This is a genomic window from Cryptosporangium sp. NPDC051539 (assembly GCF_044454545.1).
GTDB lineage: Bacteria > Actinomycetota > Actinomycetes > Mycobacteriales > Cryptosporangiaceae > Cryptosporangium.
Genome location: NZ_JBITDV010000004.1, coordinates 190,788 through 217,244, shown reverse-complemented (window position 1 = coordinate 217,244; position 26,457 = coordinate 190,788). Strand labels below are relative to the sequence as shown.

The window sequence follows — 26,457 nt, the reverse complement described above, 5'->3', positions numbered from 1 at the left end:
ATCCCCTAGCGCGGCTCGGTAGGCGAACGAGAGCTCGTCCCGGCACGGCTGCGCTACACGGAAAACCGCGAGGCGTGAATCAGCGAGAGGGTCTCAGTGTCTTCCCGACGCTCTCGCAGCGCAGCGCGTGCCGGGTATGACTACTGGAGGGATCGTTCGACGACACGACGACCACCTCCTGAAGTTCGGCTACAGCTGCGGTTGACCCGACGTCGAACGCTACACGCTGCGGCGCGAAATAGCACATCGGCGCTGGTCAAGACTCGGGAACCGGAGTTCGCGAGTCCTTTGTATACAGCGTGTCGCACGGCTGAGTTCCTCCTCGACCGGACGGTGGAACCGGCCGTGGTCAGCGGCTACCGCGGCACCGTCGCGGGGCTTCCCGGGGAGTGGCCCGGTTGCCGGACCCGTGCCGTGGCATCGTCTTCGACGTGGATCTCGACGAGGTGGCCGACGAGCTGTACGGCCTCGACCCTGGGCAGTTCACGGCGGTCAAGACGGCACGGGAGAAAGCAGCTCGCGCCGCCGGCGACCGCGACCTGGCCGCGCAGATCAAATCGCTGCGCAAGCCCTCGATGTCCGCGTGGCTGACCAATCAGATGGTGCGGACCAGGGGCGACCAGATCGAGCCGCTGCTGGCACTGGGGGAGAAGCTGCGCGAACTGCAGGCGTCGGTCAGCGCCGACCAGCTGCGGGAGCTGACCCAGCAGCGGCACCGGCTGGTCTATGCGGTGGCGCAGGAGGCGAGGTCGCTCGGACACGAGCGGGGCGTGGCGGTCACCGACACGGTCGCCCGGGAGCTGGAGCAGACGCTGCACGCGGCGCTCGGCGATCCGGACGCGGCCGACGCCGTGCGGACCGGGCGGCTCGTGAGCGGATTGCAGTACGCGGGCTTCGGACCGCTGGGATCGGCGACACCGAAGCCGGCTCCGGCCGCGGCGCCGGCACCGAAGGACGACCTGGCAGAGAAGCGGAAGGAGCGGGCCGAACAGCTGCAGAAGGCCCGCGAGGAAGCGCAGGAGGTGCTCGACCGTGCCCGCGCGTCGCTGGTGGACGCCGAGGAACAGCGGGACTCGGCGGCGTCGGTGGCGGACGAGGCCGAACAGCGGCACCACGACGCCCGGGATCGCGTCGACCAGATCAAGGTCGACCTCGACGACGCGGAGGCGGCGGCGGAGGCCGCGGAGCACGAGCTGAGAGGGGCACGCCGGGCCGCCGAGGCGGCGCGGAAGTCGGCGCAGCTGGCCGCGCAGCGGGTGCGGGGAGCCGAGTACCGGCTGAACGAACTCGACTAACCCACGATCGCGGCGGCCTGGGCCGCGATCTCGGCCTCCTCGTTCGTGGGGACGACCAGCACCTCGATCGGGCCGGTGCCGATCGTGGCCGGTTCCGACCGGCCCACTGCGGCCTCGTTGGCGTCGGCGTTCAGCGCGATCCCGAGATGCGCGAGCGGCGCGCAGATCTCCTGGCGCAGCCGGTGGTCGTTCTCGCCGACCCCGGCGGTGAACACCAGGGCCTGCATACCGGGCACGGCGGCGAGGTAGGCGCCGATGTACTTGCGGATCCGGTAGGCGTAGACGTCGAGCGCGAGCCGCGCGTGCGGCTCGTCCTGGCGCTCCCGGACCTCGCGCATGTCGGACGCGCCGGCCAGCCCGCGCAGGCCGCTCCGTTTGGTCAGGATGTCTTCGACCTCGGCCGCCGAGAGCCCGGCCCGCATCAGGTGGAACGGGACGGCCGGGTCGAGGTCGCCGCTGCGGGTGCCCATCACCAGCCCCTCCAGCGGAGACAGCCCCATCGACGTGTCGACGCTCCGGTTGTTCTCGACCGCCGTGATCGAGGCGCCGTTGCCGAGATGACAGATGATCAGGTTCTCGGCGTCCACCTGGCCGGTGACGTACTGGCAACTCGTGCCGTGGAAGCCGTACCGCCGGACGCCGTGGGCCTCGGCGAGCTCGCGCGGCAGCGCGTAGGTCGCCGCGACCGCCGGGATCGTCGCGTGGAACGCGGTGTCGAACACCGCGACCTGCGGAGTCGTCGGCAGCAGCGTGGTCAGCGCCCGGATGCCGGCCAGATTCGCCGGGTTGTGCAGCGGAGCCAGCGGGGAGAGCTGTTCGATCGCCGCTTCGACGTCCCGGTCGACGACCGTGGGCTCGGTGAACCGGGTGCCGCCGTGGACGACCCGGTGCCCGACCGCCAGCAGATCGTCCAACGTGTCGCCGAGTGCTTCGAGCATCCAGGCCAGGGCCGCTTCGTGGTCCTCGGCCGGGCGGGTGCCCCGGTCTTCGCCGTCGTGGCGGAGGCGGGCCTGCGCGGAGCCGATCTCCTCGATCAGCCCCTTGGCGCTGGGCGGCGAACCCGGCTCGATCAGCTGGTACTTCAGCGAGGACGAGCCCGCGTTGACGACCAGCACCGGCTTCATCGGGCTCCCTGGGCTTGGACTGCGGTGATGGCGACCGTGTTGACGATGTCGGCGACCGTGCAGCCCCGGGACAGGTCGTTCACCGGACGCCGGAGCCCCTGCAGCACCGGCCCGACCGCGATCGCCGACGCCGCGCGCTGCACCGCCTTGTACGTGGTGTTCCCGGTGTTCAGGTCGGGGAAGATCAGCACGGTCGCGTGGCCGGCGACCGGATTGCCGGGGAGCTTCGCCGCCCCGACGACCGGGTCGACCGCGGCGTCGTACTGGATCGGGCCGGCGAGGGGGAGCCCGGGGTTCTTCGCCTTGAGGAGCTCGGTGGCCGCACGCACCTTGTCGACGTCGACGCCGGACCCGGAGCCGCCGGTGGAGTACGACACCATCGCCACTCGCGGTTCGACGCCGAACTTGACCGCGGTCTCGGCGGCGCACGACGCGATGTCGGCGAGCTGGGCGGCGTCCGGATCGGGTACTACGGCGCAGTCGGCGAAGACCAGGACTTTCGTCGGCAGGCACATGAGGAACGCGCTGGAGACGAGCGAGACGCCGGGCAGCGTCCGGATCACCTCGAGCGCGGGCCGGATCGTGTGGGCGGTGGTGTGCGCGGCGCCGGAGACCATGCCGTCGACCTCGCCGGAGTGCACGAGCATCGTGCCGAAGTACGACACGTCGGCGACGATGTCGTACGCCATCTCCGGCGTGACGCCCCGGTGGGCCCGCAGTTCCGCATAGGACCGGGCGAACTGCTCCCGCAGCGGTGAGGTCAGCGGGTCGATGATCCGGACGCCGGACAGGTCGGCGCCGAGGTGGGTGGCCTTGGTCCTGATCTCGTCGGCGTCGCCGAGCAGAACGAGCTCGGCCACACCCCGGTGGGTGAGTTCCTCGGTGGCCAGCAGGATGCGGTCGTCGGTGCCTTCCGGGAGGACGATCGTCCGCTTGTCGGCGCGTGCGTGCGCGATCAGCTGCGCCGAGAACATCAGTGGGGTGACGACGTCGGGCTTGGCGAGCTGGATGCGTTTGCGCAGCGTCTCGACGTCGACGTGGTCGGCGAACGCCCCCAGCGCGGCGGCGACCTTGCGGGCGCTGTCGGCTCGGAGCTGACCGGTGAGGCCTTCGAGCTTGTGCAGCGTGGTGTAAGTGTCGGACTTCGTCGCGATGACCGGCAGGCCCGACGGCTCGAGCAGCGCGAGGCCGCGCTCGTCGGGGACGTGCCCGACCGTGAGCACGATGCCGGCCGGCGTCGGCAGTTCCGGGCTGATCGCGGCCGCCGCGACGCCGACCGCGAGGTCGAGGCGATCGCCGGAGGAGACCAGCAGCGTGCCGTCCCTGAGCAGCGGCAGCACGGTCTGGAGGTAACCGGAACCGGCGAGATACGAGTCGACCTCGCGCTGCAGCGCCGGTCCGTCGCCGGAGAGCACCGTTCCGTCGAGCGCGGCGACGACCTCGGCGACCGTGAGCGCGCCCAGGATCGGCAGCTCGGGCAGGACGTAGACCGGGGGATCGGCGCATTCGAGGTTCTCGAGGCCGGGCGCGGCCCGGTTGACGATCGTGGCCAAGATGTCGCAGCCGTGCGTCTTCAGGACCGCGGAGCCTTCGCGGAGTGCGGTGGCCACCGCGTCGGGTGTCTTCTGATGGCCCGAGAGGACCTGCAGCACCGGTGCGCCGAGGTTCGCCGCCAGCTCGGCGTTGAGGTCGAGCTCCACGGCCGGCGACGGTCCGGTGAAGTCGGTGCCGACACAGAGCACGAAGTCGTAGCGCTCGCGGAGCCGGGCGGCGTGATCGACGATCGCGGAGATCAGCTTCTCCGGGCTGCCGGACATCTCCGCCGCGCTCGCGTACGTGAACGCGACCGCGTCGCTCTCCGGCAGATCCAGCTCGTAGCGCGAACGGGCCAGCTCGACGATCGGGTCGGGCCGGCCGGTGTCGGGCACGACCGGGCGGAACACCGCGAGCCGCCGGACGTCCGCGGCGAGCAGGTCGAGCAGCCCGAGGGCCACGGCCGACTTGCCGGAGCGCGGCTCCATCGACGTGAGATAGAGGAAATCTGACATCTCCCGGTCCCTTCCGTCGCGAGCCTGTTCGAAGTTTACGGACGGAGGTGCCCACCGGCGGAGTCGCCCCACGTGAACGCCGCAGGAATATTGCTGTAGGCGTAGACGCTTTCCGCGAAATTGCTCAGAGCGAACATTTCTGTTCGCTCCAGTGGTGACCGCATAGCGTCGGGTAATGCGAAAAACAATCAGTTGGACGCCCGGGCAGAAGCGTCGGGCGGCGGATACGATGCCGCCCTGGGCGTCGGTGTCGGGCCCGGTGATCAGGAGCGAATATTCGTCGGCGCCGGCGGGTGGCTGCGGCTCGGGCCTGGACGAGCAGGTGTATTCACGCCTGTTGCGTGACCGGATCATTTTTCTGGGCACCGAGGTGACCGACGAATCTGCTAATGCGGTGTGTGCGCAATTGCTGCTGCTGAACGCCGAGGATTCGTCGCGCGACATCTGGCTCTACATCAACTCGCCCGGCGGCTCGGTCACGGCCGGAATGGGGATCTACGACACGATGCAGTGGGTCAGCAACGACGTCTGTACGGTCGCGCTCGGGTTCGCGGCGTCGATGGGGCAATTCCTGCTGTGCGCCGGGACGCACGGCAAGCGGTACGCGCTGCCGCACTCGCGGATCGTCATGCACCAGCCGCACGGAGGGTTCGGTGGCACCGAGACCGAGATCCGGATCCAGGCCGAGCAGATGCTGCACACGAAGAAGACGATGGCGTCGTTGACCGCGAGGCACACCGGGCAGCCGCTCGAGCGGATCGAGGAGGACTCCGACCGCGACCGATGGTTCACCGCTGACGAGGCGCGTGAGTACGGTTTCGTCGACCAGGTCGTCCGGACGCTGGAAGTGGCCCGGGTGGCCCGGCCCTAAGCGGCCGTACCGGTGCCCCGCGGGTGGCGCGGGGTGCCGGTGCTGCGGCAGTGTTCGCGGGGCGAACCGGCCGCGGGCCTGCGCGTCGCGGCGGCCGCGAGGAGACTGATCCGGAGCAGTTCGAGCGCCCGATCGACGGCCTCGGCGCCGGCACCGGACAGGGGCGGGATCATGTCGCAAATTCTACGATGCGTAGACACCGGTCTGGCAACAGAATTCACAGGTTTCCTGAAGCTCTGAACTCTGGTTCACTACTTTCGTGCCGTATCGCCAGCCGCCCCAGGTAGCGCGCCGCCTCGCCGCGGTGCGCGAACGGCTGGTGGTCGAGGCGACGCGCATCGTCGCGTCCCGGGGCTGGACCGGTGCCACGGTCGCGGCGGTCGCCGCCGCGGCCGAGATCTCGACCGGTGCGGTCTACCAGCACTTCCCGAACAAGGGTGCGCTGGCCGCCGAGGTGTTCCGGCGCGCCACCCAGCGCGAGATCGACGTCCTGGCCACCGTGCTGGCCGGCCCGGGGCCGGCGCCGGAGCGGCTCGTGCAGGGCGTGGGGCTGTTCGCCCAGCGGGCCATCGTCGGGCGCCAGCTCGCCTACGCGCTGATCGCCGAGCCGGCCGATCCGCTGGTCGTCACCGAGCGGCTCGCCTACCGGCGGCGTTACCACGAGGTGTTCGCCGCGCTGATCGTCGAGGGCGTCCGCACCGGCGAGATGGTTCCGCAGGACGCGACGGTCACCGCGGCCGCGCTCACCGGCGGTGTCGCCGAGGTATTGGTCGGCCAGCTCTCGGCCCCGGTCGACGGTGTGGTCGCCCGGTCGCTCGTCGACGAACTCACCGCGCTCGCGCTCCGTTGCGCCGGAGCAACTGTTCTGGAGGCCGCATGTCCGAGGTAGTTGTGCCGGTGAAGGGTGGCCCGACGCCCGAGGCGGTTGTGCCGGAGGAGAGCGGCCCGACGCCCGAGGTGGTTGTGCCGGTGGCGGGGGGCCCGACGCACGAGGCGGTAGTCCCAGCGGCGGGGGGCCCGACGCACGAGGTGACCAATCAGCCGCCGCCGTTGGTCGGGTACGACGCGGCGAACGACCCGGCGCTGCTGGCCGCCCTCGTCCGGGAGGGTGCGTCCTGGTACCTGCCCGAGCTGCACGAGCTGGGCCGGTTCGCCGGTGGTGCCGAGGCGCAGACCTGGGCCGACGAGGCGAACCGGTACGAGCCGGTGCTGCGCACCCACGACCGCTACGGCAACCGCGTGGACGAGGTCGACTTCCACCCGTCCTGGCACCGGTTGATGGAGGTGTCGGTCGGGGCCGGCCTGGGCGCGGCGCCGTGGGCCGACGAGCGGGTCGGCGCACACGTCGCACGGGCGGCGGGCGTGCTGATCCAGGGCCAGGTCGAGGCCGGGCACCTGTGCCCGCTGGTGATGACGTACGCGGTGATTCCGGCGCTGCGGTCGACGCCCTCGCTGGCGGCCGAATACGAACCGCTGCTCACGAGCCGGGTTTACGACTTCGGGCTGCGCGCGCCGTCAGCCAAGCGCGGCCTGCTCGCCGGGATGGGCATGACCGAGAAACAGGGCGGTTCGGACGTCCGGACGAACACGACGGTCGCGCGCGACGCCGGTGACGGCACCTGGCGGCTGCGCGGGCACAAATGGTTCACCAGCGCGCCGATGAACGACCTCTTTCTCGTGCTGGCGCAGGCGCCCGGCGGTCTGTCGTGCTTCCTGGTGCCGCGGGTGCTGCCCGACGGCACCCGCAACGTGTTCCGTATCCAGCGGCTGAAGGACAAGCTCGGCAACCGCAGCAACGCGAGCTCGGAGCCGGAGTTCGACGACACCGTGGCCTGGCCGGTCGGGGCGGAGGGGCGTGGCGTCCGGACGATCATCGAGATGGTGTCGCTCACCCGGCTCGACAACGTGGTCGGTTCGGCGGCCGGGATGCGGGCGGCGCTCGTCCAGGCTGTGCACCACACCCGGCACCGCTCGGCGTTCGGCCGGCGGCTCGTCGACCAGCCGCTGATGGGCAACGTGCTGGCCGACCTGGTACTCGAATCGGAGGCGGCGACGACGCTGGCGCTACGGCTGGCCGGTGCCGCCGACCGGGCGTCTCTGGGCAACGACCAGGAGCGGGCGTTCAGCCGCCTGGCCACCGCGATCGGCAAGTACTGGGTCTGCAAGCGCCAGCCCGGGTTCGTGGCCGAGGCGTTGGAGTGCCTCGGCGGCAACGGGTACGTCGAAGAGAGCGGGATGCCCCGGCTGTACCGGGAGGCGCCGCTGAACGGCATCTGGGAGGGCTCGGGCAACGTCAACGCGCTCGACGTCCTGCGCGCGCTGGGGCGTTCGCCGGACACGTTCGCCGCCTACGCCGAGGAGGTGGAGCTGGCGCTCGGGGCCGACAGCCGCCTCGACGCGGCCTGGACGTCGCTGAAGAACGAGCTCGCCGACACGCACGAGTGGGAGTACCGGGCCCGGCGGCTCGTGGAGCGGTTCGCGCTGGTGCTGCAGGGTTCGTTGCTGGTGAGGCACGCGCCCGAAGAGGTGGCGAGCGCGTTCTGCGGCGCCCGGCTCGGCGGCGAGGGCGGGTACGCGTACGGCACGCTGCCGCGCGGCACCGCGATCGAGGCGTTGCTGACCCGGGCCGTGCCGACCGAGTGATATCACCCAGTTGTGACGTTGTGGAAACAGTGACCACGGAGGCTGGCGTCAACCCGCATCGGTACGCGGAGGTGACGTCGTGCACCCGGGTCCTTTCCCGTCCACTCGGACGGTCGCGCACGCCGCACTGCGTGGTGGGGCGGTCGTGGCTCTGCGGCCGGCTCGTGCGTGCGACTCCGCCGCCGTGGCGGAGCTGCACCGGCGGGCGACGCCCGGATCGCTGCGTGACCGCTATCCCGGCTCGCCGCCGCCGGCGCTGACCGATCCGGAGTCGTGCCTGGGGTCGGTGCCGGGCACCTGCACGATCGTCGCGTTCACCGGGTTCCGGCTGGTCGGGGTAGCGCAGGTGGTCGGGCACAGCCCGGTGGCCGACGTCGGGGTGCTGGTGCGGGAAGACCATCGCCGGCGGGGGCTCGGGGCGATGCTGGTGCGGCACGCGCTGCACGTGGCGTACGAGCTGGGGTATCGCGAGGCGGTCTCGTTCGGCGGGCCGGAGAACAAGGCGCTGCGGGCGATGCTGCACCGGCTGGGGCTGGAGGGGCGGACGCGGTACACCGGCGACCTGCTCGTGACCCGGGTGCCGCTGCCGTACGAGCCGGAGCTGCCGGCGTCCGAGCCTGAGGTAGGCGTCCGCCCGGTGGTCCACCGGGCCGCCCGGATCTAGCGGTGACCGGGGTGCGGTGACCCGGGTGCGGTGACCGGGGTGCGGTGACCGGGGTGCGGTGACCGGGGTGCGGTGACCGGGGTGCGGTGACCGGGGTGCAGTGACCGGGGTGCGGTGACCGGGGCCCTGTGGGGCGCCGGCGGTGTGGGTGCGGGCCGTGCGGGGCGCGGGCCGTGCGGGGTTCTGAGGTGTGCGCGCGGTAGGCCGACCGCGGTGGCCCGTTAGTCGTGGACCGGCCGCAACGGCTCGACCCGGTCGGCCAGGCTGAGCGTTTCCCCTGGGGCGCACCGACCATCACCGTCACCCGGTGGACGGGTCAGGGGCGGCCCGGCCGGCCGGGCTCCGGCCGGGCCGCCGGTTCGGGACGCTCAGGCGAGCGCCGGAGTCGGGCCGCGGCGGCGTCCGGGCATCCGGAAGCCGCTGGCGCTCGTGGCCCCGCTCTCCGGTGTGGTCCCGCTCTCCGGCGTCGCGCCGGTCGCCGACGTCGCGCCGGTCGCCTGCGGGGCCTCGGTCTCCGGCGTGGCTCCGCTCGCCGGTGGGGCCGCGGTCTTGCGCGTGACTCCGTTCGCCGGCGCAGCCTCGTTCGCTGGTGGGGCCGCGGCTTCCGCGGTGCCCGCCCCGGCGTCCTGCGTGGTCTCGGTGACCGGCTCGGACTCGTCGACCGTGGTGTCGCCGTGCTCCCTCACCGCGTCGTCGACGGCGTCGTCGTGCTCGGAGTCCTCGACCGGCGCCTCGGTCGCGATGCCGGTCTCCAGGTGCGCGTCGACTGCCCCGCCGGTCGGCAGGCCGTCAGGCCCCACCTCGTCGACGGTCGACGCCCGCGAGGACACGCTCCGCTTGAACCGAGCGCTGCCGCGGTTGAGATCGAAGCCGACAGCGGTGGCCTCGAGCTCGTATGCGGCCCGCCGTGACTCCGCCACCTCGTACAGGCGGGTGAACAGCCGGCCGTGCACGATCACCGGATCGCCCTTCACGATGCTCGCCGCGGTGTTCTCGGCCAGATTGCGCCAGCACGTCACCTTCAGGTACAGGGACTCCCCGTCGGCCCAGCCGTTCGTCACCCGGTCGTACCGCCGCGAGGTGGACGCCACCCGGAACGACGTGACGCTGATGCCCGAATCGAGGACGCGCTTGCTCGGGCTATCGACGACGTTCCCGACGATCGTCGTGGTTGTCTCGTTCATCTCTGACCTTTCGCCAGTCGTGACGCCCGGTCGGACGCCCCTTCACGGTCGGGTACGGGCCCGTCCGGCGGCAGGGGCCGGACCTCGATCTGTGGACAACCAGCCACCCTGTGGACGGCCACCGGTCGTGTCACACCTCCTGGTTAATCTCGTGCCGTGCCCGCTCGAAACCGCATCGATCTCCTCGCCACCGCGGCCGGGATGGCCCTCGGCGCCGTCCTGGATCACGTGGTCCCCGACCCGCGCCGCGGCCACCCGGTCGCGGGGTTCGGGCGCTTCGCGTCCGGGCTCGAGCGGCGGCTGTACGCGCCGAGCCGCACGCGGGGCGTCTTGTTCGCCGCGCTCGCGGCCGGCGCTCCGGTGGCCGCCGCCGTCGCGGCCGATCGGCTGACCCGGCGGCGCCCGGTGCTGCGCGCGCTCACCACCGCGGTCGCGACGTGGTCGGTCCTCGGCGGTGCGTCACTGCGGCGCGAGGCCGGTGCCGTGCATCAACTGCTGGCCGACGACGACCTGCCGGGCGCCCGGGGCCGGCTCCCGCACCTGTGCGGGCGCGACCCGTCCGGTCTCCAGGCACCGGCGCTGTCCCGGGCGGTCGTCGAGTCGGTGGCCGAGAACACCGCCGACGCGGTCGTCGCACCGCTGTTCTGGGGCGCCGTCGCCGGGGTTCCGGGCCTGGTCGGCTACCGCGCGGTCAACACCCTGGACGCGATGGTCGGTCACCGTTCGGCGCGCTACGAGCGTTTCGGCTGGGCATCCGCCCGTCTCGACGACGTGGTCAACCTGGTGCCGTCGAGGCTCACCGCTCTGCTCACCGTCGGCGTCGCACCGGCAGTGCGTCCGGGGGCTGCCGCCGAGTCGTGGCGCACCTGGCGGCGTGACGGTGGTGCGCACCCGAGTCCGAACGCCGGCCAGTGCGAGGCCGCGGCCGCGGGCGCCCTCGGCGTCCGGCTCGGGGGCCGCAACGTCTACGGCGGCACGGTCGACGAGCGTCCGGTGCTCGGCGACGGCCGTGAGGTCGGTCCCGACGACATCCCGCCGGCGGCGCGCCTCTCGCTGTTGATCGGCTCGGCCGCGGCGATCCTCGGGGCCGCCGCACCGGCTCTGCGCGCCACCACCTCACTTACTGGGCGCGCTACTGGCCCTACTGGGCCCACTACTGGGCGCGGTGCGCGATGAAAGGTGCGCTGCTGGTCGCCGGGGCCAGCTCCGATGCCGGAAAGAGCCTGGTCACCGCGGGGCTCTGCCGCTGGCTCGCGCGCCAGGGCGTCCGCGTGGCGCCGTTCAAAGCGCAGAACATGAGCAACAACGCGGTCGTCACCCCCGACGGCGGGGAGATCGGCCGTGCGCAGGCCCTCCAGGCGGAGGCGTGCGGCCTCGCGCCGAGCGTCCGTTTCAATCCGGTTCTGTTGAAGCCGGGCAGCGACCGCCGGTCGCACCTGGTGGTGCAGGGACGCGCGGCCGGCGACGTGAGCGCACTGTCCTATCGGGAGGTCAAGCCGAAGCTGCACGGCATCGTGCTGGAGGCGCTCGCTGAACTCCGGCAGGAGTACGACGTCGTGATCTGCGAGGGGGCCGGCAGCCCGACCGAGATCAACCTGCGCTCGACCGACATCGCGAACATGGGGCTGGCGCAGCCGGCCCGGCTTCCGACGATCGTGGTCGGCGACATCGACCGCGGCGGTGTGTTCGCGTCGCTGTTCGGCACGCTCGCCCTGCTCTCGGCCGAAGATCAGGCGTTGATCTGCGGGTTCGTCATCAACAAGTTCCGCGGCGACGCCCGGCTGCTCGCGCCCGGTCTCGAGCAGCTGACCGCGCTCACCGGCCGGCCGGTGCTGGGCACGCTGCCCTGGGCGGACGGTCTCTGGCTGGACGCCGAAGACTCTCTTTCCTACGCCCCCGACGGGGTCATCGGCCGGGGCGCGCCGCCGCTGGGCTCGGCGTGGCTCCGGGTGGCGGTTCCGCGTCTGCCGCGGATGTCGAACGTGACCGATCTGGACGCCTTGGCGGCGGAGCCCGGCGTGCAGGTGCGGCTGGTGAAGCACCCGGGCGCGCTGACCGACGCCGACCTGGTCGTCATCCCCGGGACGCGGGAGACCGTCGACGACCTGGCCTGGCTCCGGCAGACCGGCTTGGCCGACGCGATCCGGGCGCACTCCGCGGCGGGCCGGCCGGTCGTCGGCATCTGCGGTGGGTTCCAGATGCTGTCGCGGACGATCGTCGACACCGTCGAGAGTGGCGCGGGCACGGTCGAGGGGCTGGGGCTCGTGCCGATCGAGGTCACGTTCGCGGCCGAGAAGACGCTCGGGCGTCCGAACGGGACCAGTGACGGCGTGCCGGTGTCGGGTTACGAAATTCATTACGGTCAGGTGACCGGCCGTGCACGGGGTGTGCCGAGCTGGATCACGACCGCCTCCGGTGACGGCGAGGGGGTCCGCTGGTCGGAGGGGTCCGGCGTGGTTTACGGCACTCACTGGCACGGGGTCCTGGAGTCCGACGGCTTCCGCCGGACGCTGCTCGCCGACGTTGCGCGCCAACGTAGGATGTCAGGCTTCGTGGTTCCGTCCGATACGGAATACCTGCAGGTCAGAGCCCAGGCTTTGGACGTTCTGGCTGATCTGATCGAGCAACATCTGGATACCGGTGCACTGATCAGACTGATCGGTGAGGGAGCACCAGCCGGGCAGCCATTCATTGCACCGGGAGCACCATGATTCCCGGGAGTGTGGCAGGCTGCGAAGGTGCGGCGCGACGATTCACCCTCGGGCGTTCGTCGGTGTCGGCCCGATGTAGGAGGTTAGGATTTCATGCCGCTCTTCGAGGTCGGACCCGATGGCCTGGTCCCGCTTCAGCGTCTGGACCAAGCGGTCGGGAACTTCGACCGGCAGATCGAGGACGCGTTGTGGCGTGATCCTGATCCCGTTTACGGCTCCCGATTACTCCGGATTCAACAGCGACCGACGCTGAGTGGTGGGGGTCACCCTACGCTCCTCGCTGTTGATGGTGACGGGCGGCTCGTGGTTGTTCACGCGCGGCAGCGGATCGACCGGAATGAGCTCGCCGAATGCCTCGAGTACTTCGGGTGGGCGCGCGCTGCGAGCCTGGAGGAGCTGGCCTCTCTCTACTGGCGCGGCGAAGAGGTTTTCTGGAACGACTGGAAGCGGTTCGCAGACGACGAGGGCATCAGCAAGCTCGCGCCGAACCCCAAGCTCGTGCTGGTCGCCGGCGAAGTGGCCGACCGTACCGGCGCGACGTTTAAGCTCCTGGTCGAGAATGGCTTGCCGCTGACCGTGGCCACGCTGGGTGTGTGGCGGTCGTCGACCGGCGGGTTGTTGCTCGACATCAGTGACCAGGCCCTGTCGTTCGGGCTGACGTCTTCGGGACGCAGCGAGACCGACGTGGCCGAGAGCCGCCCGTTCTCGGCGGTGCCGTTCCCGAGCGCGTCGCTGCTCGAGCCCGCTCCACCGTTGGCGTCCGAGCCCGGAAGCGCGTCGGTGGCGAGCGGGTCGGTGGCGAGCGGCTTGCCGGTGGCGGGGAAGATCCCGGTCCCCGGGACTCTGTCGGCTGAGGCGAGACCGTCCTCCGCGCCGGTCGCCGGCGCTATGCCGATCGGGCGGCCCGCCTCGACCGCTCCTTCGACCTCGGACGTCAAGCCGGCTGCTTCGGCCGTGTCTGCGGTGGAGCCGGTGACCGCACCGGTCATGCCCTCGCCGCTCCCGCCGACTCCCGCGCCGCGCCGCTCGCCGCTCGACCCGCAGCCCGTGGCCGCATCGACCGCGCCGGTGCGCCGCCGCTCGCCGTTGGACCCGCCGCCCCGTGAGCCTTCGCCGCTGAGCGGGGCGCCGGTGAGCCAGCGGAAGCCGACCACTGAGTCGGCCGCGTCGAAGAGCCCCGCCGCGTCGAGTGCGGTGGCGGGATCGTCGTCCCCCGGTACTCGTCCGGCGGAGTCGTCGCCGGTGGGCGTTGCTCCGTCGCCCGCCCCCCGTTCGGCGGGTTCGCCGTCGGCAGGCATTGCCGCTGGTCCGCCGCCGGTCACCCGTCCAGCGGCGTCGGCGAGTGTTCCGGGCGGATCGTCGTCCGTCGCTGCGGAGTCCGGGGCCTCGGCCCCGACCGAGGGGTCGGACCGTCCGTCGGGAACCCCGGCCGCCCGTGGCGGTCGTGCCGCCCGGCGGGCCGGAGCGGAAGCCGCGGGCCTGAGCGTCGTCGGCGGCGAGACACCCGACCGGCCGGGCGCGCGAGGCGAGATCCCGGTCCGTCCTGGAGCACCGACGCGTAGTGAGGGCCCGGGCCGGGAAACGCCTGCCCACTCCGAAGGCACCCGTCTTCCCGACGGCCCTCCCGGTTTTCCGGACGGGCCTCCTGGTTTTCCGGACGGGCCTCCTGGTTTTCCGGACGGACCTCCTGGTTTTCCGGACGGGCCCCTTGGGCGCGATGGGGCCGGGCGTCATGACGGTAGTCGTCCGGACGCGGTGCGCTTCGAGCCCGGACGTCTCGACGCCGGAAGGTCCGAGGGCGGACGGCGCTCGGGCGAGGACCCCTCGGTGCGGCGACTGGGTGCGGCCGGGTCGCACTCGGCGATCGACGACGACACGCTGTCCGAGCGGCCGAGCGAGGTCCGGGCGATCGATCCGCTGAACGATCCGATCGCGACGCTGACCGGCGTCGACGAGGAGCCGTTCCCGCCTCTGCAGCCGACGGGTCGGCACGGCCAGCCGGCCGCGGACGCACCGGCCGAACCGCAGGGTGTCCGGCTCGGGCAGCCGCGTCGCCCGGCGCCGTCCGGTGGCGAGCGTTCCACCGACGGACCGCGTCGCCTGTTCGCGACCGGTCCGGACGCCCCGGTCCCGCCGCGCGACAGTGCCCCGCACGACGGCCCGCGCGAGTTCGGCGGTCTCCCGGACGGCGGACCGCGTGAGCTGGGACTTCACGACAGCGGGCCGCAGCCGTTCGGTGCGCGCGACGGCGGTCCGCCCGACGGTCCTCGCGCCGGTGGTCCTCGTGGGGGCGGCCTGCTGGACGGCGGTTCGCTCGACGGTGGGCCGAGGGATGGCGGCCCTTCCGACGGTCCTCGCGCCGGTGGCCCGCGTGATGGCGGTCCGCGTGATGGCGGTCCGCGTGAAGGCGGTCCGCGTGAAGGCGGTCCGCGTGATGGCGGGGCGTTCGAGGCGGCGGGGCGTGACGGGCGTCGTGGGTTCGGTGATCGACCCGAGCCGAGCGCTGACCCTCGCCGGGGTCCGGACCAGTTCCGCGAGTTCGCGGACGGTCGTCCCGGACAGCCGCCGACTGCCGGGCCGGATCCGTCCGAGCGGCGTCCCGGTCAGGGACGCGAGCCGCAGGGGCCGCGACCGCCCGGCAGCAGTTGGGCATTCGAGCGTCCGACCGGTGAACTCTCGCCGGTTGCCGATGGCCCGGGCGGCGGGCCGGCCGGTGGTCCCTCGGCGTCGGGCTCTGGTGCCTTGGGCTCTGGTGCGTCGCGCTCCGGTGCGCCCGCGTCACGGCAGCCGTTCGACGATGACGACTCGACGAGCGAGATCCCGTTGCGCCGGCCCCGGGACGGGCGTCCGGCCAACACCGGCCGGGTCAGCGTGACCGGTCCGCACGCGATGCCGCCGTTCCCGGGTGGGGACTCCCCGTTCTCGCCGCCCGCCGAGCGTCCGTTCGGGGCTCCCGGGCCGAACGCTGCGGGTGACCCCGGTGGTCTCGGTGACGCCCCGGGCGGCTTCGGTGGCGGCCCGAACGGATTTGGTGACGGCCCGGGCGGCTTCGGCGGACCGGGTGGCCCGGCCGCGGTGCCGGGCGGTGCTGGTGGGCCTGGTGGCCCGAACGGCCGCGGTGGCCGTGGGGGTCCTGGTGGCCCTGGTGGGCCAAGCGGTCGCGGTGGCTCTAGTGGGCCCGGTGGACCCGGTGGTGGATCGGCCGGGCCGGGCGGCGGGCCTGGTGGCCCGAACCGGTTCGGTGGCGGGCCAGACGGCCCCAGCGGATTTGGCGGCAGCCCCGACGGGCCGAACGGGTTCGGTGGGCCCGGCAGGGCGAACGGTCCTGGCGGTCCGGAGGGACCCGGGGCGGGAGTGCCGGGTAGCCCGGCGGCGTTCGGGCCCAACCCGAGTGGGCCGGTGCCGCAGGCGAGCGAGTTCGGCGGCCCGCGTGAAGAGGGACCGTTCCGTCGGCCGGACGGGTTCGGCGGGAGCGAGTGGGAAGTGCCGCCGCCTCCGCCGGCGGAGTGGGACGACCGTCGTCGCGGGTACGACGACCGGCGGCCCGGGCCCGGTGGATCTGGTCCGGGTGGATCGGGTCTGGGTGGGCCGGGGCCGGTTCCGGGCGGTCCCCCGCCTGGTGGTCCGATGCCCGGTGGGCCGGGGTCCGGTGGTTCGGCGTCCGGTGGTCCGATGCAGAACGGTCCGGTGTCCGGCGGCTCGCGGCCGGTGCCGGGTGGCCCGGTCTCCGCGCCTCCGGTGTCGGGCGCTCCGCGCCCCGGGGGCCCCGGTCCGGTGCCTGGTGACTTCGGCCCCGGTGGACGCGGCGGCCCCGGCGAGTTCGGTGGTCCGGGTCGCGGTGGACCGAACGACTTCGACGGGCCGGGCTCTCCCGGCGGTCCCGGTCGTGGCGGATCGGGCGAGTTCGGTGGCCCGGACGGAGCCGGCTTCTTCGGCGGTCCCGGTGCGCCGGGGCGTGGTGGTGTAGGCGAGCCTGGTGGTCGCGGTGGACCCGGGGCGTTCGGTGGACCGGAGGGGCCCGGGGGTTTCGGCGGTTCCGGCGGCCCGATGCCTGGTGGTCCGACGCCCGGTGGCCCACTGCCCGGTGGCCCGATGCCTGGCGGACCGGGTGGTACGGGTGCGTTCGGCGATCCGATGCCGGGACGGCCGTTGTCGGCCGTACCGGGGCCGTTCGGTGAGCCCGTGCCCGGTGGTCCGGTCTCTGCGCCTCCGGTGTCCGGGGTTCCGCGGCCCGGTGGCCCCGGTCAGATGCCCGGTGACTTCGGCCCGGGCGGTGCCGGTCAGATGCCCGGTGACTTCGGTCCGGGCGGAGCCGGTGCGCTGGGTGCTCCGGGCGGTCCGGGTGGTCTGACTGGTCATGGTGGGCCGGTTGGTCCCGATGGCCTGGGTGGTCCCGAGGGGCTGGGTAGTTCCGGTGGTCGGGGTGCCCCGAGTGGTCCGGGCAGCTCCGGCGGTCCGGGCTCCGGCGGTCTGGGCTCCGGCGGTCTGGGCTCCGGCGGTCCGGGCTCCGGCGGTCCGGGCGGCTCCGGCGGTCGCGGTGGTCCGGGTGGTCCCGTCTCTGGTGGTCCAGGTGGTCCAGGTGGTCCCGGCCCTGGTGGTCCTGGTGGTCCTGGTGGTCCTGGCTCGGGTGGTCCGGGTGGTCCCGGCTTCAGCGGTCCCAGTGGCGGTCCCGGTGGTCCAGGCGGGCCTCGGTCGAGTGGTCAGGGCAGTTCGGGTGGTCCGATTCCGGGAGGTCCCATTGCTGGTGGGCCGGGCGGATTCGGGGAGCCGTACGGGTCGCCATCGGCACCGGCGTGGCCGGGTAGTCCGGAGTGGCCGATGGAACCGACCGGCTCGCGCGACGGCCGGGAGCGGGCGCCTCGCGATCCGTTCGACCGGGACTCGCGCGATCCTCGTGACGACGGACCGTTCTTCGGCGACCTCCGTGATCCTCGCGATGATCCGTTCGGCGGTGACCTCCGGGACCCACGCGACAGCGAACCGTTCGGCGGCGACCGCGGTGGATTCGGTGGCGGCTCGCGCGGTCCGCGGGACGGCGGCGCGTTCGGCGGAGATCCGCGCGACATCGGACCTTTCAGCGGCGATCCCCGGGACGGCGACCCCCGAGCCCCGCGCGGCGGCGACCCGCGCGCCCCGCGCGATGGCGCTGACCCTCGCGGTCCGCGTGAGGGTGGGCCGTTCGGGGGTGACCCGCGGAACTCGCGTGAGGGTGGGCCGTTCGGGGGTGACCCGCGGGACCCGCGTGAGGGTGGGCCGTTCGGGGGTGACCCGCGCGACCCGCGAGACGGCGGCCCCTTCGAGGGCGACCCGCGGGGCCGCGCCCCATTCGGTGGCGACCCTCGGGAGCGGGGGCCGCGTGACCCCCGCGAGGGCTACGACGACCCGGACGATCAGCCCACGACGTTCCGGGCCGGTCCCACGCTCGTCTGGGATGCCCGGACGGCCGGCGACGTGATGCACGAGAACGGGAACAGCGGGCGCTGATCCCGGCGTCGACCACGAGCGGGCGGCGGGCCCCCAGCCCGCCGCTCGGCACCCACCAGCCCACACCCCACCAGGAACCAGGCAGCCGCTCGGCCGACCTCGCGCCCCCTCGCAGTCGGCCCCTCACGGCAGGCCGGGGTCAGATGAGCAGACGTTTACGGAGGTGATCCAGCACCTTCTCCAAGGCATCCTTCGTCGGGTGGCCGGGCTCGTCGCGCAGGTCCTCGGTCAGTACCGAGTGCGGCTTGCCTCCCGGGGCGTCACTGTCCGATACCGACGACGACGGGACTTCGATTCCGAGGAACCCGTCACCGAGTTCCCGCCGCAGGCGGGCGAACCGCTCGCCCGGCGACATCGGATCTTCGGTGAACCTGACGCCGAGCACGCACAGGCCTTCGTCCACGCACCGCTCCTTCACCCTTGCGAGCGACGCGGTGTCCAGGCCGACGTCGGACTTGCGGGCCGCACCGAAGGGAAACGGCAGCGAGGGCTGCGACATCACCGGCGCGAGCATGCGCCGATCGACCGCCATCGCGAGGGCGAATCCGCCGGTGAAGCACATGCCTACCGCGCCGACGCCGGGGCCACCGCACTCCTCGTGCGCCTGCTTGGCCAGCGCCCGCAGCCAGACGGTCACGGGCGACACCTTGCGCAGCGCGAGTCTGGTGAACTCTCTCGACACGCACACCTGCCGGATCGACGTCAGCATCGCCTTGTTGCTCTGTTTCGGCAGACCGGGGATCCCGAACAGCGACGGGAGGTACACGGTGCAGCCGATGTCGATCACCCGGCGGGCGAACTCCTCAACTCTCGGCGTGATCCCGGGGAGCTCGTCGATGACGATCACGGCCGGACCGCTGCCGGCGCGGTACACCGGGTGGGTGATGCCGTGATGGGTGAACGCAAACTGAGTGAAACCGTCGAGCGTCGGCGCCATGGAGGCAGCCTAGGGCTGCGCAGCCCCTGATTTCTCAGGTTGCGCCGCCTCCGGCGCCCCAGTTTGTACCGCCTCCGGCGCCCCACTTTGTACCGTGTCGGGGGCCCCGGCTGGCACCCCACTGCGACCCGCCTCCGGGGCCGTGCCCGGCGGCCGGTCCAGGGCTGTGCCCGGGGGCCCGTCCGAGGCCGCGCCCGCCACCCCTTCCGCCTCCGCCTCCGACGCCGCCGCGGCCGGCGGCCCCTCAGGCGCACCGGAGTGCGGAACCGCGGCGGCGGGCGGGGCGTCGTCCCGACGGGCGTAGTTGCGGGCGTACACCACGTACCCGACCAGGAACATGACCGCGAACAGGTACCACTGAACGGCGTACGCCAGGTGTGGACCCTCGTCGAGATCGTCGGGCGCGGGAAGCGCGGTCAGCGACGCGTCGGACGACGACGGCGTCGACGAGACGATCTCGACGTAGGCGTCGTAGGCGCTGCCGTCGGTCTGCAGGGAGTCCGGCGTGATCCGGGTGATCAGCCGATGACCGCTGAGCTGCACCGCGCCGGTCGACCCGCTCTCCGGAGCCCGGACCCGGCCGATCAGCGTCACGGTTCCGCTCGGCGCCGGACCGTACGCCGGGACCGCGGTGGCACCCGCCGAGGAGGCTTCGACCCAGCCGCGGACGACCCACAACACCGGGCCGTTGGTGGTCCGCAGCGGGGTCAGCACGTAGTAGCCGAGCGTCGCGTTCAGCGTCCGGTTGCGGACCAGCACCTCGGCCGCGGGGTCGTACTCCCCGGTGACCTGCACCTTCGTGTATTCGCGACGCTTGCCGGGCGCGGACGACGTCTCGAGCGCCTGACCCACCGGCACGGGCGACGCGCTCCGCGCCGCGGTGATCTCCGCGTTGATCGCGCGCTTCTGCTCGAGCCGGTGGAGCTGCCAGTGCGCCAGCCGTACGCAGACCAGAGCGGCCAGGGCGCACAACAGGAACGAGGCGACCCACTTCGGGCTCAGCAGGAAGCGGTACACGCCCCGACGCTACTCCCGCTCAAACGTAAGTCTCTACCCAGCGTAGAAGTTCGGCCAGATACCGCTCGCGCACCGGTTCCGCGGAGAGTGCGAGGTCGTGCACCCCGTTCTCGATCCGCACCAGGGTGACCTGACTGCCCAGCCGATGGGCCCGCGACGCGATGTGCTCGACGTCGAGCACGGCGTCGGTCCTCAGCACCGATTCGTCCCACACCGACGACCGGAACGTGGCCGTCGAGCACGCGACGAAGACCGGGACCTCGATCGCCAGACCGGCATCGATGCGGCGGTGCCCGGCCCGGATCGCGCGGAGCCAGCCGGCGTGGATCGCCACCCCGGACATCGGCTTCCAGGCCAGGTCGTAGTCCCACTCGCCGGAGTGATCTCGGTGCAGGCTGCGCCCGTAGAAGTTCGACGACGGCGCGGGCAGTGCCTGGTACGGGCGGAACGCGCCGACCGGTGCGCCGACCCAGTCGATCGCGTTGCGCACCAGCCGGGGCTGGTTCATGTCGAAGAACGGGCTGTTCAGCGCGAGTGCGTCGATCAGCCGCTCACGGCGGTGACGGTGCGCCCACAACGGGGCGATCAGGCCTCCGGTCGAGTGCGCATGGACGAGGACGGTCTCGTTCGAGTCGGCGCGGATGATCTCGAGCGCCGCGTCCAGGTCCGCGAAGTACTCGGTCAGGCTGCGGCAGAAGTAGGGCGTCTGGTGCGGACGCAGGCTGCGCCCGTACTTGCGCAGATCCAGCGCGTAGAAGTCGAACCCGGATTCGACCAGCCGGTCGGCCAGGTGCGTCTGGAAGAAGTAGTCGACGAAGCCGTGGACGTGCAGCACCGCGCGCCCGGTGGGGTTCCGAGCTCGGCGCCGGACCAGCGTGGCGACGACTTCGCCCTGGTCGTCGGTGCCGAGCGGGATCGTGAGCTGCTCGTACGGAGCTCCGAGGACGTCGGTGGTCCAAGTGTGCGCCGCGGTCGCCATGGCCATGGGTACCAGCGTAAAGATCGTCCGGGAACTCGGGCTGAACGGCCCGGAACTCCGGACGCCGACGTGGCCGGGTGTGAGGTACCCCGCAATGGGTAAACGGAAATAACCGGAGTTATCGGCCTCGGAGGTGAGACATGTCGGTGTTCTACACGGACCGCGCGGAAGCCGGCAGCGCGCTGGCCGCCGCCGTCGCGGAGCGTCTGGTCGCGGAGAGTCTGGGAGAGCGGCGCGACCCGCACGAGGTTCCCCTCGTGCTCGGGCTGCCGCGCGGTGGTGTCCCGATCGCGCGTCAGGTCGCCGCCGCCGTGCACGGAGAGCTGGACGTGGTGGTCGCGCGCAAGATCGGGGTTCCGTGGCACCGCGAACTGGGAGTCGGCGCGGTCACCGTCGACGGCCCGGCGCTGTTCGACGAGGCGCTGCTCGCCCAGGTCGGGATCCGGCTGGCGGACCTCGCGGACGATGTCGAGCGCGAGCGCGAGGAGGCCCGGCGCCGGACCCAGCTGTACCGGGACGACCGGCCGGCTCCGACCGTGGCCGGACGCACGGTGATCGTGGTCGACGACGGGCTCGCGACCGGGGCGACCGCCCGCGCGGCGCTGCGCAGACTGCGTGCGGAGTCGCCGGGACACCTGGTGTTCGCCGCCCCGGTGTGTGCACCCCAGGCGGTGGCGATCCTGCGGGCCGAGGCGGACGAGGTGCTCTGCGTCTGCGCTCCGCCGGAGTTCCGCGCGGTCGGGTACTTCTACCGGAGCTTTCCGCAGCTCACCGACGACGAGGTGATGGCTGAGCTGCGCGCGGCCCGGCACGACGCCGCCGCGCTCAGACTCTGAACCCCGGCCGCCGCCCCCGGCCACCGCGCGCCGCGCCGCGCCGCACCCCTCCGCCGCGCCGCGCCGCACCCCTCCGCCGCGCGCCACGGCGCGCCGCGTCCCTCCGCCGCGCGACGGCGTGCCGCGTCCCTCCGCCGCGCGACGGCGTGCCGCGTCCCTCCGCCGCGCGCCACGGCGTGCCGCGTCCCTCCGCCGCGCCACGGCGCGCCGCCGCGCCGCGGGTCACGCGCGTCTCCGCCGCGGGTGACGCGCGTCTCCGCCGCGGGGGGCACCTTTGACGCGGGCTGGGGGATAAGTCAGAGTTCCGGGAGTGACGCCGCCGTACCCGTTCTCCGCTGTTGTCGGGCTCGATGACCTTCGTCTGGCGTTGACGCTCAACGCCGTCTCGCCCGCGATCGGCGGTGTGCTCGCGCGGGGTGAGAAGGGCACCGCGAAGTCGACGGTCGTCCGCGCGCTGCACGCGCTGCTGCCGCCGGTGGCGGTCGTGGCCGGGTGCCGGTTCGCGTGCGACCCGGCCTCGCCCGATCCCCAGTGCCCGGACGGCCCGCACTCCGGCGCTCCCCACTCCGGCGCTCCCCACTCCATCGGCCCCCACTCCATCGGCCCTCACTCCGTCGGCCCTCACTCCGACGACCCCCACTCCGGCGGGCTCGCCGAGACGCGGCCGGCCCGGCTGGTGGAACTCCCGGTGGGCGCCACCGAAGACCGGTTGGTGGGCGCCCTCGACCTGGAGCGGGCGCTGACCGAGGGCGTCCGGGCCTACCAGCCGGGGCTGCTCGCGGCGGCGCACCGGGGCGTCCTGTACGTCGACGAGGTCAACCTGCTCGCCGACCATCTGGTCGACACGCTGCTCGACGCGGCCGGGATGGGGCGCGCGTACGTCGAGCGCGACGGGGTCTCGGTGCGGCACGCGGCCCGGTTCCTGCTGGTCGGCACGATGAACCCGGAGGAGGGCGAGCTGCGTCCGCAGCTGCTCGACCGGTTCGGGCTCACCGTCGAGGTGACCGCGAGCCGGGTTCCGGCGGAGCGGGCCGAGGTCGTGCGGCGACGCCTGGACTACGAGGCCGATCCGGAGGGGTTCGCGGCCCGCTGGGCCGGATCCGACGCCTCGCTCGCGACGCGGATCGTCGAGGCCCGGTCCCGGTTGGCGGACGTCGTTCTGAGCGACGCCGCCCTGCGCCGGATCACCGGGGTGTGCGCCGCGTTCGACGTGGACGGGCTCCGGGCCGACCTGGTCACGGCCCGGACGGCGGTCGCACTGGCGGCCTGGCACGGACGCGACCACGTCACCGACGACGACATCCGCCGAGCCGCCGAGCTGGCGTTGCCGCACCGCCGCCGCCGGAACCCGTTCGACGCCCCCGGCCTGGACCAGGACCGGCTGGAGAAGGCCCTCCAGGAAGCCGCGGCCGACGACCCCGACCCGACCGACCCCGACCCGACCGACCCCGACCCCGACCCCGACGGCACCGACCCCGACGGCACCGACCCCAACGGCCCCAACGGCCCCGGCCCCGACGACGGCAGCGGGCCCGACGGCAGCGGCCCCGACGGCAGCGACCCCGACAGCGGTCCGGCCGAGGCCGGTACGCCGGTCGACGGCCGCGACGCGGACCATCCGCCACCCGGCGTGGACAGCGTCGAAGCCCCCGCGCCGCCGCCGACCGGGGAAGCGTCCGGTCCGCGGTCGGCCGACCGGCCCCGGCTCCCGGGCGCGTCCGCCGAGCAGGCCGCGGTCGCGGCGACGGCGCCGTACCGCACCCGGTTACTGACCGTCCCCGGCGTGGGGCGCTCCCGGTCGGACGCCACCGGACGGCGGTCTCTCGCCGAATCCCGCCGGGGCCGGGTCGTGCGTTCCACCCGGCCGGACGGGCCGGTGCAGGACGTGCATCTCATCGCGACCCTGCTCGCTGCGGCGCCGCACCAGCGATCCCGCGGCCGCACCGCCGGTCTCGTGCTGGAGAAGCAAGATCTCCGCGCCGCTGTCCGCCGCGGCCGCGAGTCGAACACGATCCTGTTCTGCGTCGACGCCTCCGGCTCGATGGCCGCGCGCACGCGCATGTCCGCGGTCAAGGGCGCGGTGCTCTCCCTGCTCCTGGACGCCTACCAGCGCCGCGACACCGTCGGCCTGGTGACGTTTCGCCGGGACGGAGCGACGCTCGTACTTCCGCCCACCGGCAGCGTCGAGATCGCGGCCCGCCGCCTCGACGAGCTCCCGACCGGCGGCCGCACCCCGCTCGCCGCCGGCCTCGCGAAGTCCGCCGAGGTCATCCGGCTGGAGAGAAGGCGCAACCCGCACCGTCGCCCGCTGCTCGTCGTCGTCACCGACGGCCGCGCCACCTACGGGCCGGACCCCCGGGGACAAGCGCGGCGAGCCGCCGCGTACCTGGCCGCCGACCACACCGCCGCGGTCGTCGTCGACTGTGAGGACGGGCCGATCCGCCTGGGCCTGGCGGCCGACCTGGCGGCCCATCTCGGCGCCCCCGCACTGCGGCTCAGCGAGCTCTCGGCCGAGGGGCTCACCCAGATCGCCCGAGGAGCAGCCTGATGCCACAGGGAAAACCCACCACGGTCCCGAACGACGGCCTCACCACTCGTCAGCGCCGACGGCGTCCGATCCTGGCCGTCCACACCGGCCCGGGGAAGGGCAAGTCGACGGCCGCGTTCGGGCTCGCGCTCCGGGGCTGGAACGCCGGCTGGCCGATCGGCGTCTTCCAGTTCGTGAAGAGTGCGAAGTGGCGGGTCGGCGAGGAGGACGCCCTCACCGCGCTGGGCGAGTACCACGCCCAGAGCGGCAAGGGTGCCCCGGTGACCTGGCACAAGATGGGCGAGGGCTGGTCCTGGATCCAGCGTCCCGGCACCGAGCAGGACCACGCTCGCGACGCCGCCGAGGGTTGGGAACAGATCAAACGGGACTTCAGCAACGAGTCCTACGGCCTTTATGTCCTGGATGAGTTCACATACCCCATGAAGTGGGGTTGGGTCGACGTCGATGATGTGGTGGAGACGCTGGGGAACCGCCCCGGCAGCCAACACGTCGTGATCACCGGCCGTGATGCCCATCCGTCCCTCCTCGAAGCCGCTGACCTGGTCACCGAGATGACCAAGGTGAAGCACCCGATGGACGCCGGGCAGAAAGGCCAGAAGGGAATCGAGTGGTGACCGTCGTCCCCCGGCTCGTCATCGGCGCTCCGGCGTCCGGTCACGGCAAGACCACCGTCGCGACCGGCCTGCTGGCCGCGTACAAGGCCCGTGGCCTGCGGGTGAGCCCGCACAAGGTCGGTCCGGACTACATCGACCCCGGCTACCACGCGCTCGCGTCCGACCGGCCCGGCCGCAACCTCGACCCCTACCTGGTCGGGACGCAGCTCGTCGGTCCGCTGTTCGCGCACGGCGCCGCCGGTGCCGACCTGGCCATCGTCGAGGGCGTGATGGGCCTGTACGACGGCGCGGTCGGGCACGGTGACCTGGGTTCCACCGCGCAGGTGGCGGCGGCTCTGCGCGCGCCGGTCGTCCTCGTCGTCGACGCGTCCGCGCAGGGCCGGAGCGTCGCGGCGCTGGTCCACGGCTTCCGGACCTACGAGCCGTCGGTGTGGCTGGCCGGGGTGATCCTCAACCGGGTCGGGTCCGAACGCCACGAGCAGATCCTGCGCGAGGCGCTCGACGAGATCGGCACGCCGGTGTTCGGAGCGCTGCGCCGCAAGGACTCGATCTCGACGCCGTCCCGCCACCTCGGGCTGGTGCCGGTCGCCGAGCGCAGCCCGGAAGCGACCGAGGCCGTCACGAAGATGGGCGTCGCGGTCGCGGAGGGCGTCGACCTCGACCGCCTGCTCTGGCTCGCGCGGTCGGCTCCGCCGGTGTCGGCCGAGCCGTGGTCGCCGTCCGATGCGGTCGGTGGCGCGGTGTCGGAGCGTCCGGTGATCGCGATCGCCTCCGGGGCCGCGTTCACGTTCGGTTACGCGGAGACCGTCGAGTTGCTCGAGGCGACCGGTGCCGTCGTCGCGCCGTTCGACCCGCTGCACGACTCCGCGCTGCCGGAAGGGACCGCCGGCCTGATCGTGGGGGGCGGGTTCCCGGAGGTCCACGCCGAGGGTCTGGCCGCGAACGAGCCGATGAAGAAGGCGGTCCGGGAACTGGCCGCCGCCGGGGGTCCGATCGCGGCCGAGTGCGCCGGTCTGCTCTGGCTGACGAAGTCGCTCGACGGCAAGCCGATGTGTGGCGTCCTCGACGCCGAGGCCGGCATGACCGCGAGCCTCACGCTCGGCTACCGCAGTGCGGTGGCGATCTCCGACTCCGTCCTGCTGCCCGAGGGCACCCGCGTCCACGGGCACGTCTTCCACCGGACCCAGATCGAGCCCCGGTCGGGCGCGCGTCCGGCGTGGCAGTGGCAGGGGCGTCCGCCGGAGGGGTTCGTGCAGGGCGGCGTCCACGCCTCCTACCTGCACCTGCACTGGGCCGCCCACCCCGGCATCGCGCGCCGGCTGGTCGACGCCGCCGCCCGTCTGCAGCGCCGTGCAACGCCGTCTCCGACCTTGGTGGACGCTGCGCCCGCCGCCGCAGCGTCGCCTACGCTGGTGGCCCTCGCGCCGGCCGCCGAATCGTCGCCCACGCTGGTGGACGCTGCGCCGGCCGCCGCAGCGTCGCCCACGCTGGTCGAGGACGCG

General features: G+C 73.1%; 19 protein-coding genes and 1 pseudogene. 12 read left to right on the top strand and 8 right to left on the bottom strand.

Going from position 1 to position 26,457, the window contains the following annotated elements:
* Positions 1-431 precede the first annotated feature (431 nt).
* On the top strand, positions 432-1,295 hold the full coding sequence (locus tag ACIBZJ_RS14630) for a hypothetical protein (protein ID WP_395929497.1): 864 nt from the start codon (positions 432-434) through the stop codon (positions 1,293-1,295).
* On the opposite strand, the gene ACIBZJ_RS14625 is transcribed toward ACIBZJ_RS14630, so the two are convergent.
* Together ACIBZJ_RS14625 and pta are read right to left on the bottom strand one after the other, a co-directional pair.
* On the bottom strand, positions 1,292-2,419 hold the full coding sequence (locus ACIBZJ_RS14625) for an acetate/propionate family kinase (protein WP_395929495.1): 1,128 nt from the start codon (positions 2,417-2,419) through the stop codon (positions 1,292-1,294). The genes ACIBZJ_RS14630 and ACIBZJ_RS14625 overlap by 4 nt on opposite strands.
* The gene (gene pta, locus ACIBZJ_RS14620; RefSeq protein WP_395929493.1) at positions 2,416-4,467 is read right to left on the bottom strand and encodes a phosphate acetyltransferase; all 2,052 of its coding nucleotides are present in this window, start codon (positions 4,465-4,467) and stop codon (positions 2,416-2,418) included. Before pta ends, ACIBZJ_RS14625 begins: the two co-directional genes overlap by 4 nt.
* Before the next feature lie 229 nt (positions 4,468-4,696).
* Between pta and ACIBZJ_RS14615 the strand changes: the two genes are divergently transcribed.
* Entirely contained in the window at positions 4,697-5,338 is a 642-nt protein-coding gene (locus ACIBZJ_RS14615; protein ID WP_395930222.1) for an ATP-dependent Clp protease proteolytic subunit, read from the top strand.
* Here the strand turns inward: ACIBZJ_RS14615 and ACIBZJ_RS14610 are convergent.
* On the bottom strand, positions 5,335-5,511 hold the full coding sequence (locus ACIBZJ_RS14610; protein ID WP_395929491.1) for a hypothetical protein: 177 nt from the start codon (positions 5,509-5,511) through the stop codon (positions 5,335-5,337). The genes ACIBZJ_RS14615 and ACIBZJ_RS14610 overlap by 4 nt on opposite strands.
* Before the next feature lie 86 nt (positions 5,512-5,597).
* Between ACIBZJ_RS14610 and ACIBZJ_RS14605 the strand changes: the two genes are divergently transcribed.
* The 3 genes from ACIBZJ_RS14605 (at position 5,598) to ACIBZJ_RS14595 (ending at position 8,645) form a co-directional block, all read left to right on the top strand.
* Positions 5,598-6,227, top strand: a complete 630-nt coding sequence (locus tag ACIBZJ_RS14605; RefSeq protein ID WP_395929489.1) for a TetR/AcrR family transcriptional regulator — start codon at positions 5,598-5,600, stop codon at positions 6,225-6,227.
* On the top strand, positions 6,215-7,981 hold the full coding sequence (locus ACIBZJ_RS14600) for an acyl-CoA dehydrogenase family protein (protein ID WP_395929487.1): 1,767 nt from the start codon (positions 6,215-6,217) through the stop codon (positions 7,979-7,981). The genes ACIBZJ_RS14605 and ACIBZJ_RS14600 overlap by 13 nt, the downstream gene beginning before the upstream one ends.
* A 79-nt stretch (positions 7,982-8,060) precedes the next feature.
* Positions 8,061-8,645, top strand: coding sequence for a GNAT family N-acetyltransferase (locus ACIBZJ_RS14595; RefSeq protein ID WP_395929485.1), 585 nt, complete (start codon positions 8,061-8,063; stop codon positions 8,643-8,645).
* 368 nt (positions 8,646-9,013) lie between these two features.
* Here ACIBZJ_RS14595 and ACIBZJ_RS14590 read toward each other — a convergent pair whose 3' ends face one another.
* Complete coding sequence (locus ACIBZJ_RS14590) at positions 9,014-9,829, bottom strand: single-stranded DNA-binding protein (protein WP_395929483.1); 816 nt, start codon at positions 9,827-9,829, stop codon at positions 9,014-9,016.
* Between the two features lie 201 nt (positions 9,830-10,030).
* On the opposite strand from ACIBZJ_RS14590, the gene ACIBZJ_RS14585 reads away from it, so the two are divergent.
* Positions 10,031-11,005 (top strand): cobalamin biosynthesis protein, encoded by a 975-nt coding sequence (locus tag ACIBZJ_RS14585; protein ID WP_395930220.1) that lies wholly within the window; start codon positions 10,031-10,033, stop codon positions 11,003-11,005.
* Positions 11,002-12,540: a cobyric acid synthase gene (locus ACIBZJ_RS14580; protein ID WP_395929481.1), complete on the top strand. Its 1,539-nt coding sequence runs from the start codon at positions 11,002-11,004 to the stop codon at positions 12,538-12,540. Before ACIBZJ_RS14585 ends, ACIBZJ_RS14580 begins: the two co-directional genes overlap by 4 nt.
* Before the next feature lie 407 nt (positions 12,541-12,947).
* Here ACIBZJ_RS14580 and ACIBZJ_RS14575 read toward each other — a convergent pair whose 3' ends face one another.
* Entirely contained in the window at positions 12,948-13,838 is an 891-nt protein-coding gene (locus tag ACIBZJ_RS14575; RefSeq protein WP_395929479.1) for a hypothetical protein, read from the bottom strand.
* A gap of 3,520 nt (positions 13,839-17,358) precedes the next feature.
* Between ACIBZJ_RS14575 and ACIBZJ_RS14570 the strand changes: the two genes are divergently transcribed.
* On the top strand, positions 17,359-18,024 hold the full coding sequence (locus ACIBZJ_RS14570) for a hypothetical protein (RefSeq protein ID WP_395929477.1): 666 nt from the start codon (positions 17,359-17,361) through the stop codon (positions 18,022-18,024).
* A gap of 139 nt (positions 18,025-18,163) precedes the next feature.
* Here ACIBZJ_RS14570 and ACIBZJ_RS14565 read toward each other — a convergent pair whose 3' ends face one another.
* From ACIBZJ_RS14565 to ACIBZJ_RS14555, 3 genes are read right to left on the bottom strand one after another with little or no spacing between them, the layout of a single operon-like run.
* Positions 18,164-18,961, bottom strand: coding sequence for a dienelactone hydrolase family protein (locus ACIBZJ_RS14565; RefSeq protein ID WP_395929475.1), 798 nt, complete (start codon positions 18,959-18,961; stop codon positions 18,164-18,166).
* 9 nt (positions 18,962-18,970) lie between these two features.
* On the bottom strand, positions 18,971-19,978 hold the full coding sequence (locus tag ACIBZJ_RS14560) for an SURF1 family protein (RefSeq protein WP_395929473.1): 1,008 nt from the start codon (positions 19,976-19,978) through the stop codon (positions 18,971-18,973).
* Between the two features lie 19 nt (positions 19,979-19,997).
* Entirely contained in the window at positions 19,998-20,963 is a 966-nt protein-coding gene (locus tag ACIBZJ_RS14555) for an alpha/beta hydrolase (protein WP_395929471.1), read from the bottom strand.
* Between the two features lie 134 nt (positions 20,964-21,097).
* On the opposite strand from ACIBZJ_RS14555, the gene ACIBZJ_RS14550 reads away from it, so the two are divergent.
* The 4 genes and pseudogenes from ACIBZJ_RS14550 to ACIBZJ_RS14535 form a co-directional block, all read left to right on the top strand.
* Positions 21,098-21,793, top strand: coding sequence for a phosphoribosyltransferase (locus tag ACIBZJ_RS14550; RefSeq protein ID WP_395929469.1), 696 nt, complete (start codon positions 21,098-21,100; stop codon positions 21,791-21,793).
* Between the two features lie 310 nt (positions 21,794-22,103).
* Positions 22,104-24,341 carry a putative cobaltochelatase gene (locus ACIBZJ_RS14545; RefSeq protein WP_395929467.1) on the top strand — a complete coding sequence of 746 codons (2,238 nt, stop codon included), beginning with the start codon at positions 22,104-22,106 and terminating at the stop codon, positions 24,339-24,341.
* Positions 24,341-24,955 carry a cob(I)yrinic acid a,c-diamide adenosyltransferase gene (gene cobO / locus ACIBZJ_RS14540; RefSeq protein ID WP_395929465.1) on the top strand — a complete coding sequence of 205 codons (615 nt, stop codon included), beginning with the start codon at positions 24,341-24,343 and terminating at the stop codon, positions 24,953-24,955. Before ACIBZJ_RS14545 ends, cobO begins: the two co-directional genes overlap by 1 nt.
* Positions 24,952-26,292: pseudogene (locus ACIBZJ_RS14535) on the top strand (cobyrinate a,c-diamide synthase); the annotation flags it as partial. The gene cobO and the pseudogene ACIBZJ_RS14535, both read left to right, overlap by 4 nt.
* Between the last annotated feature and the right edge of the window lie 165 nt (positions 26,293-26,457).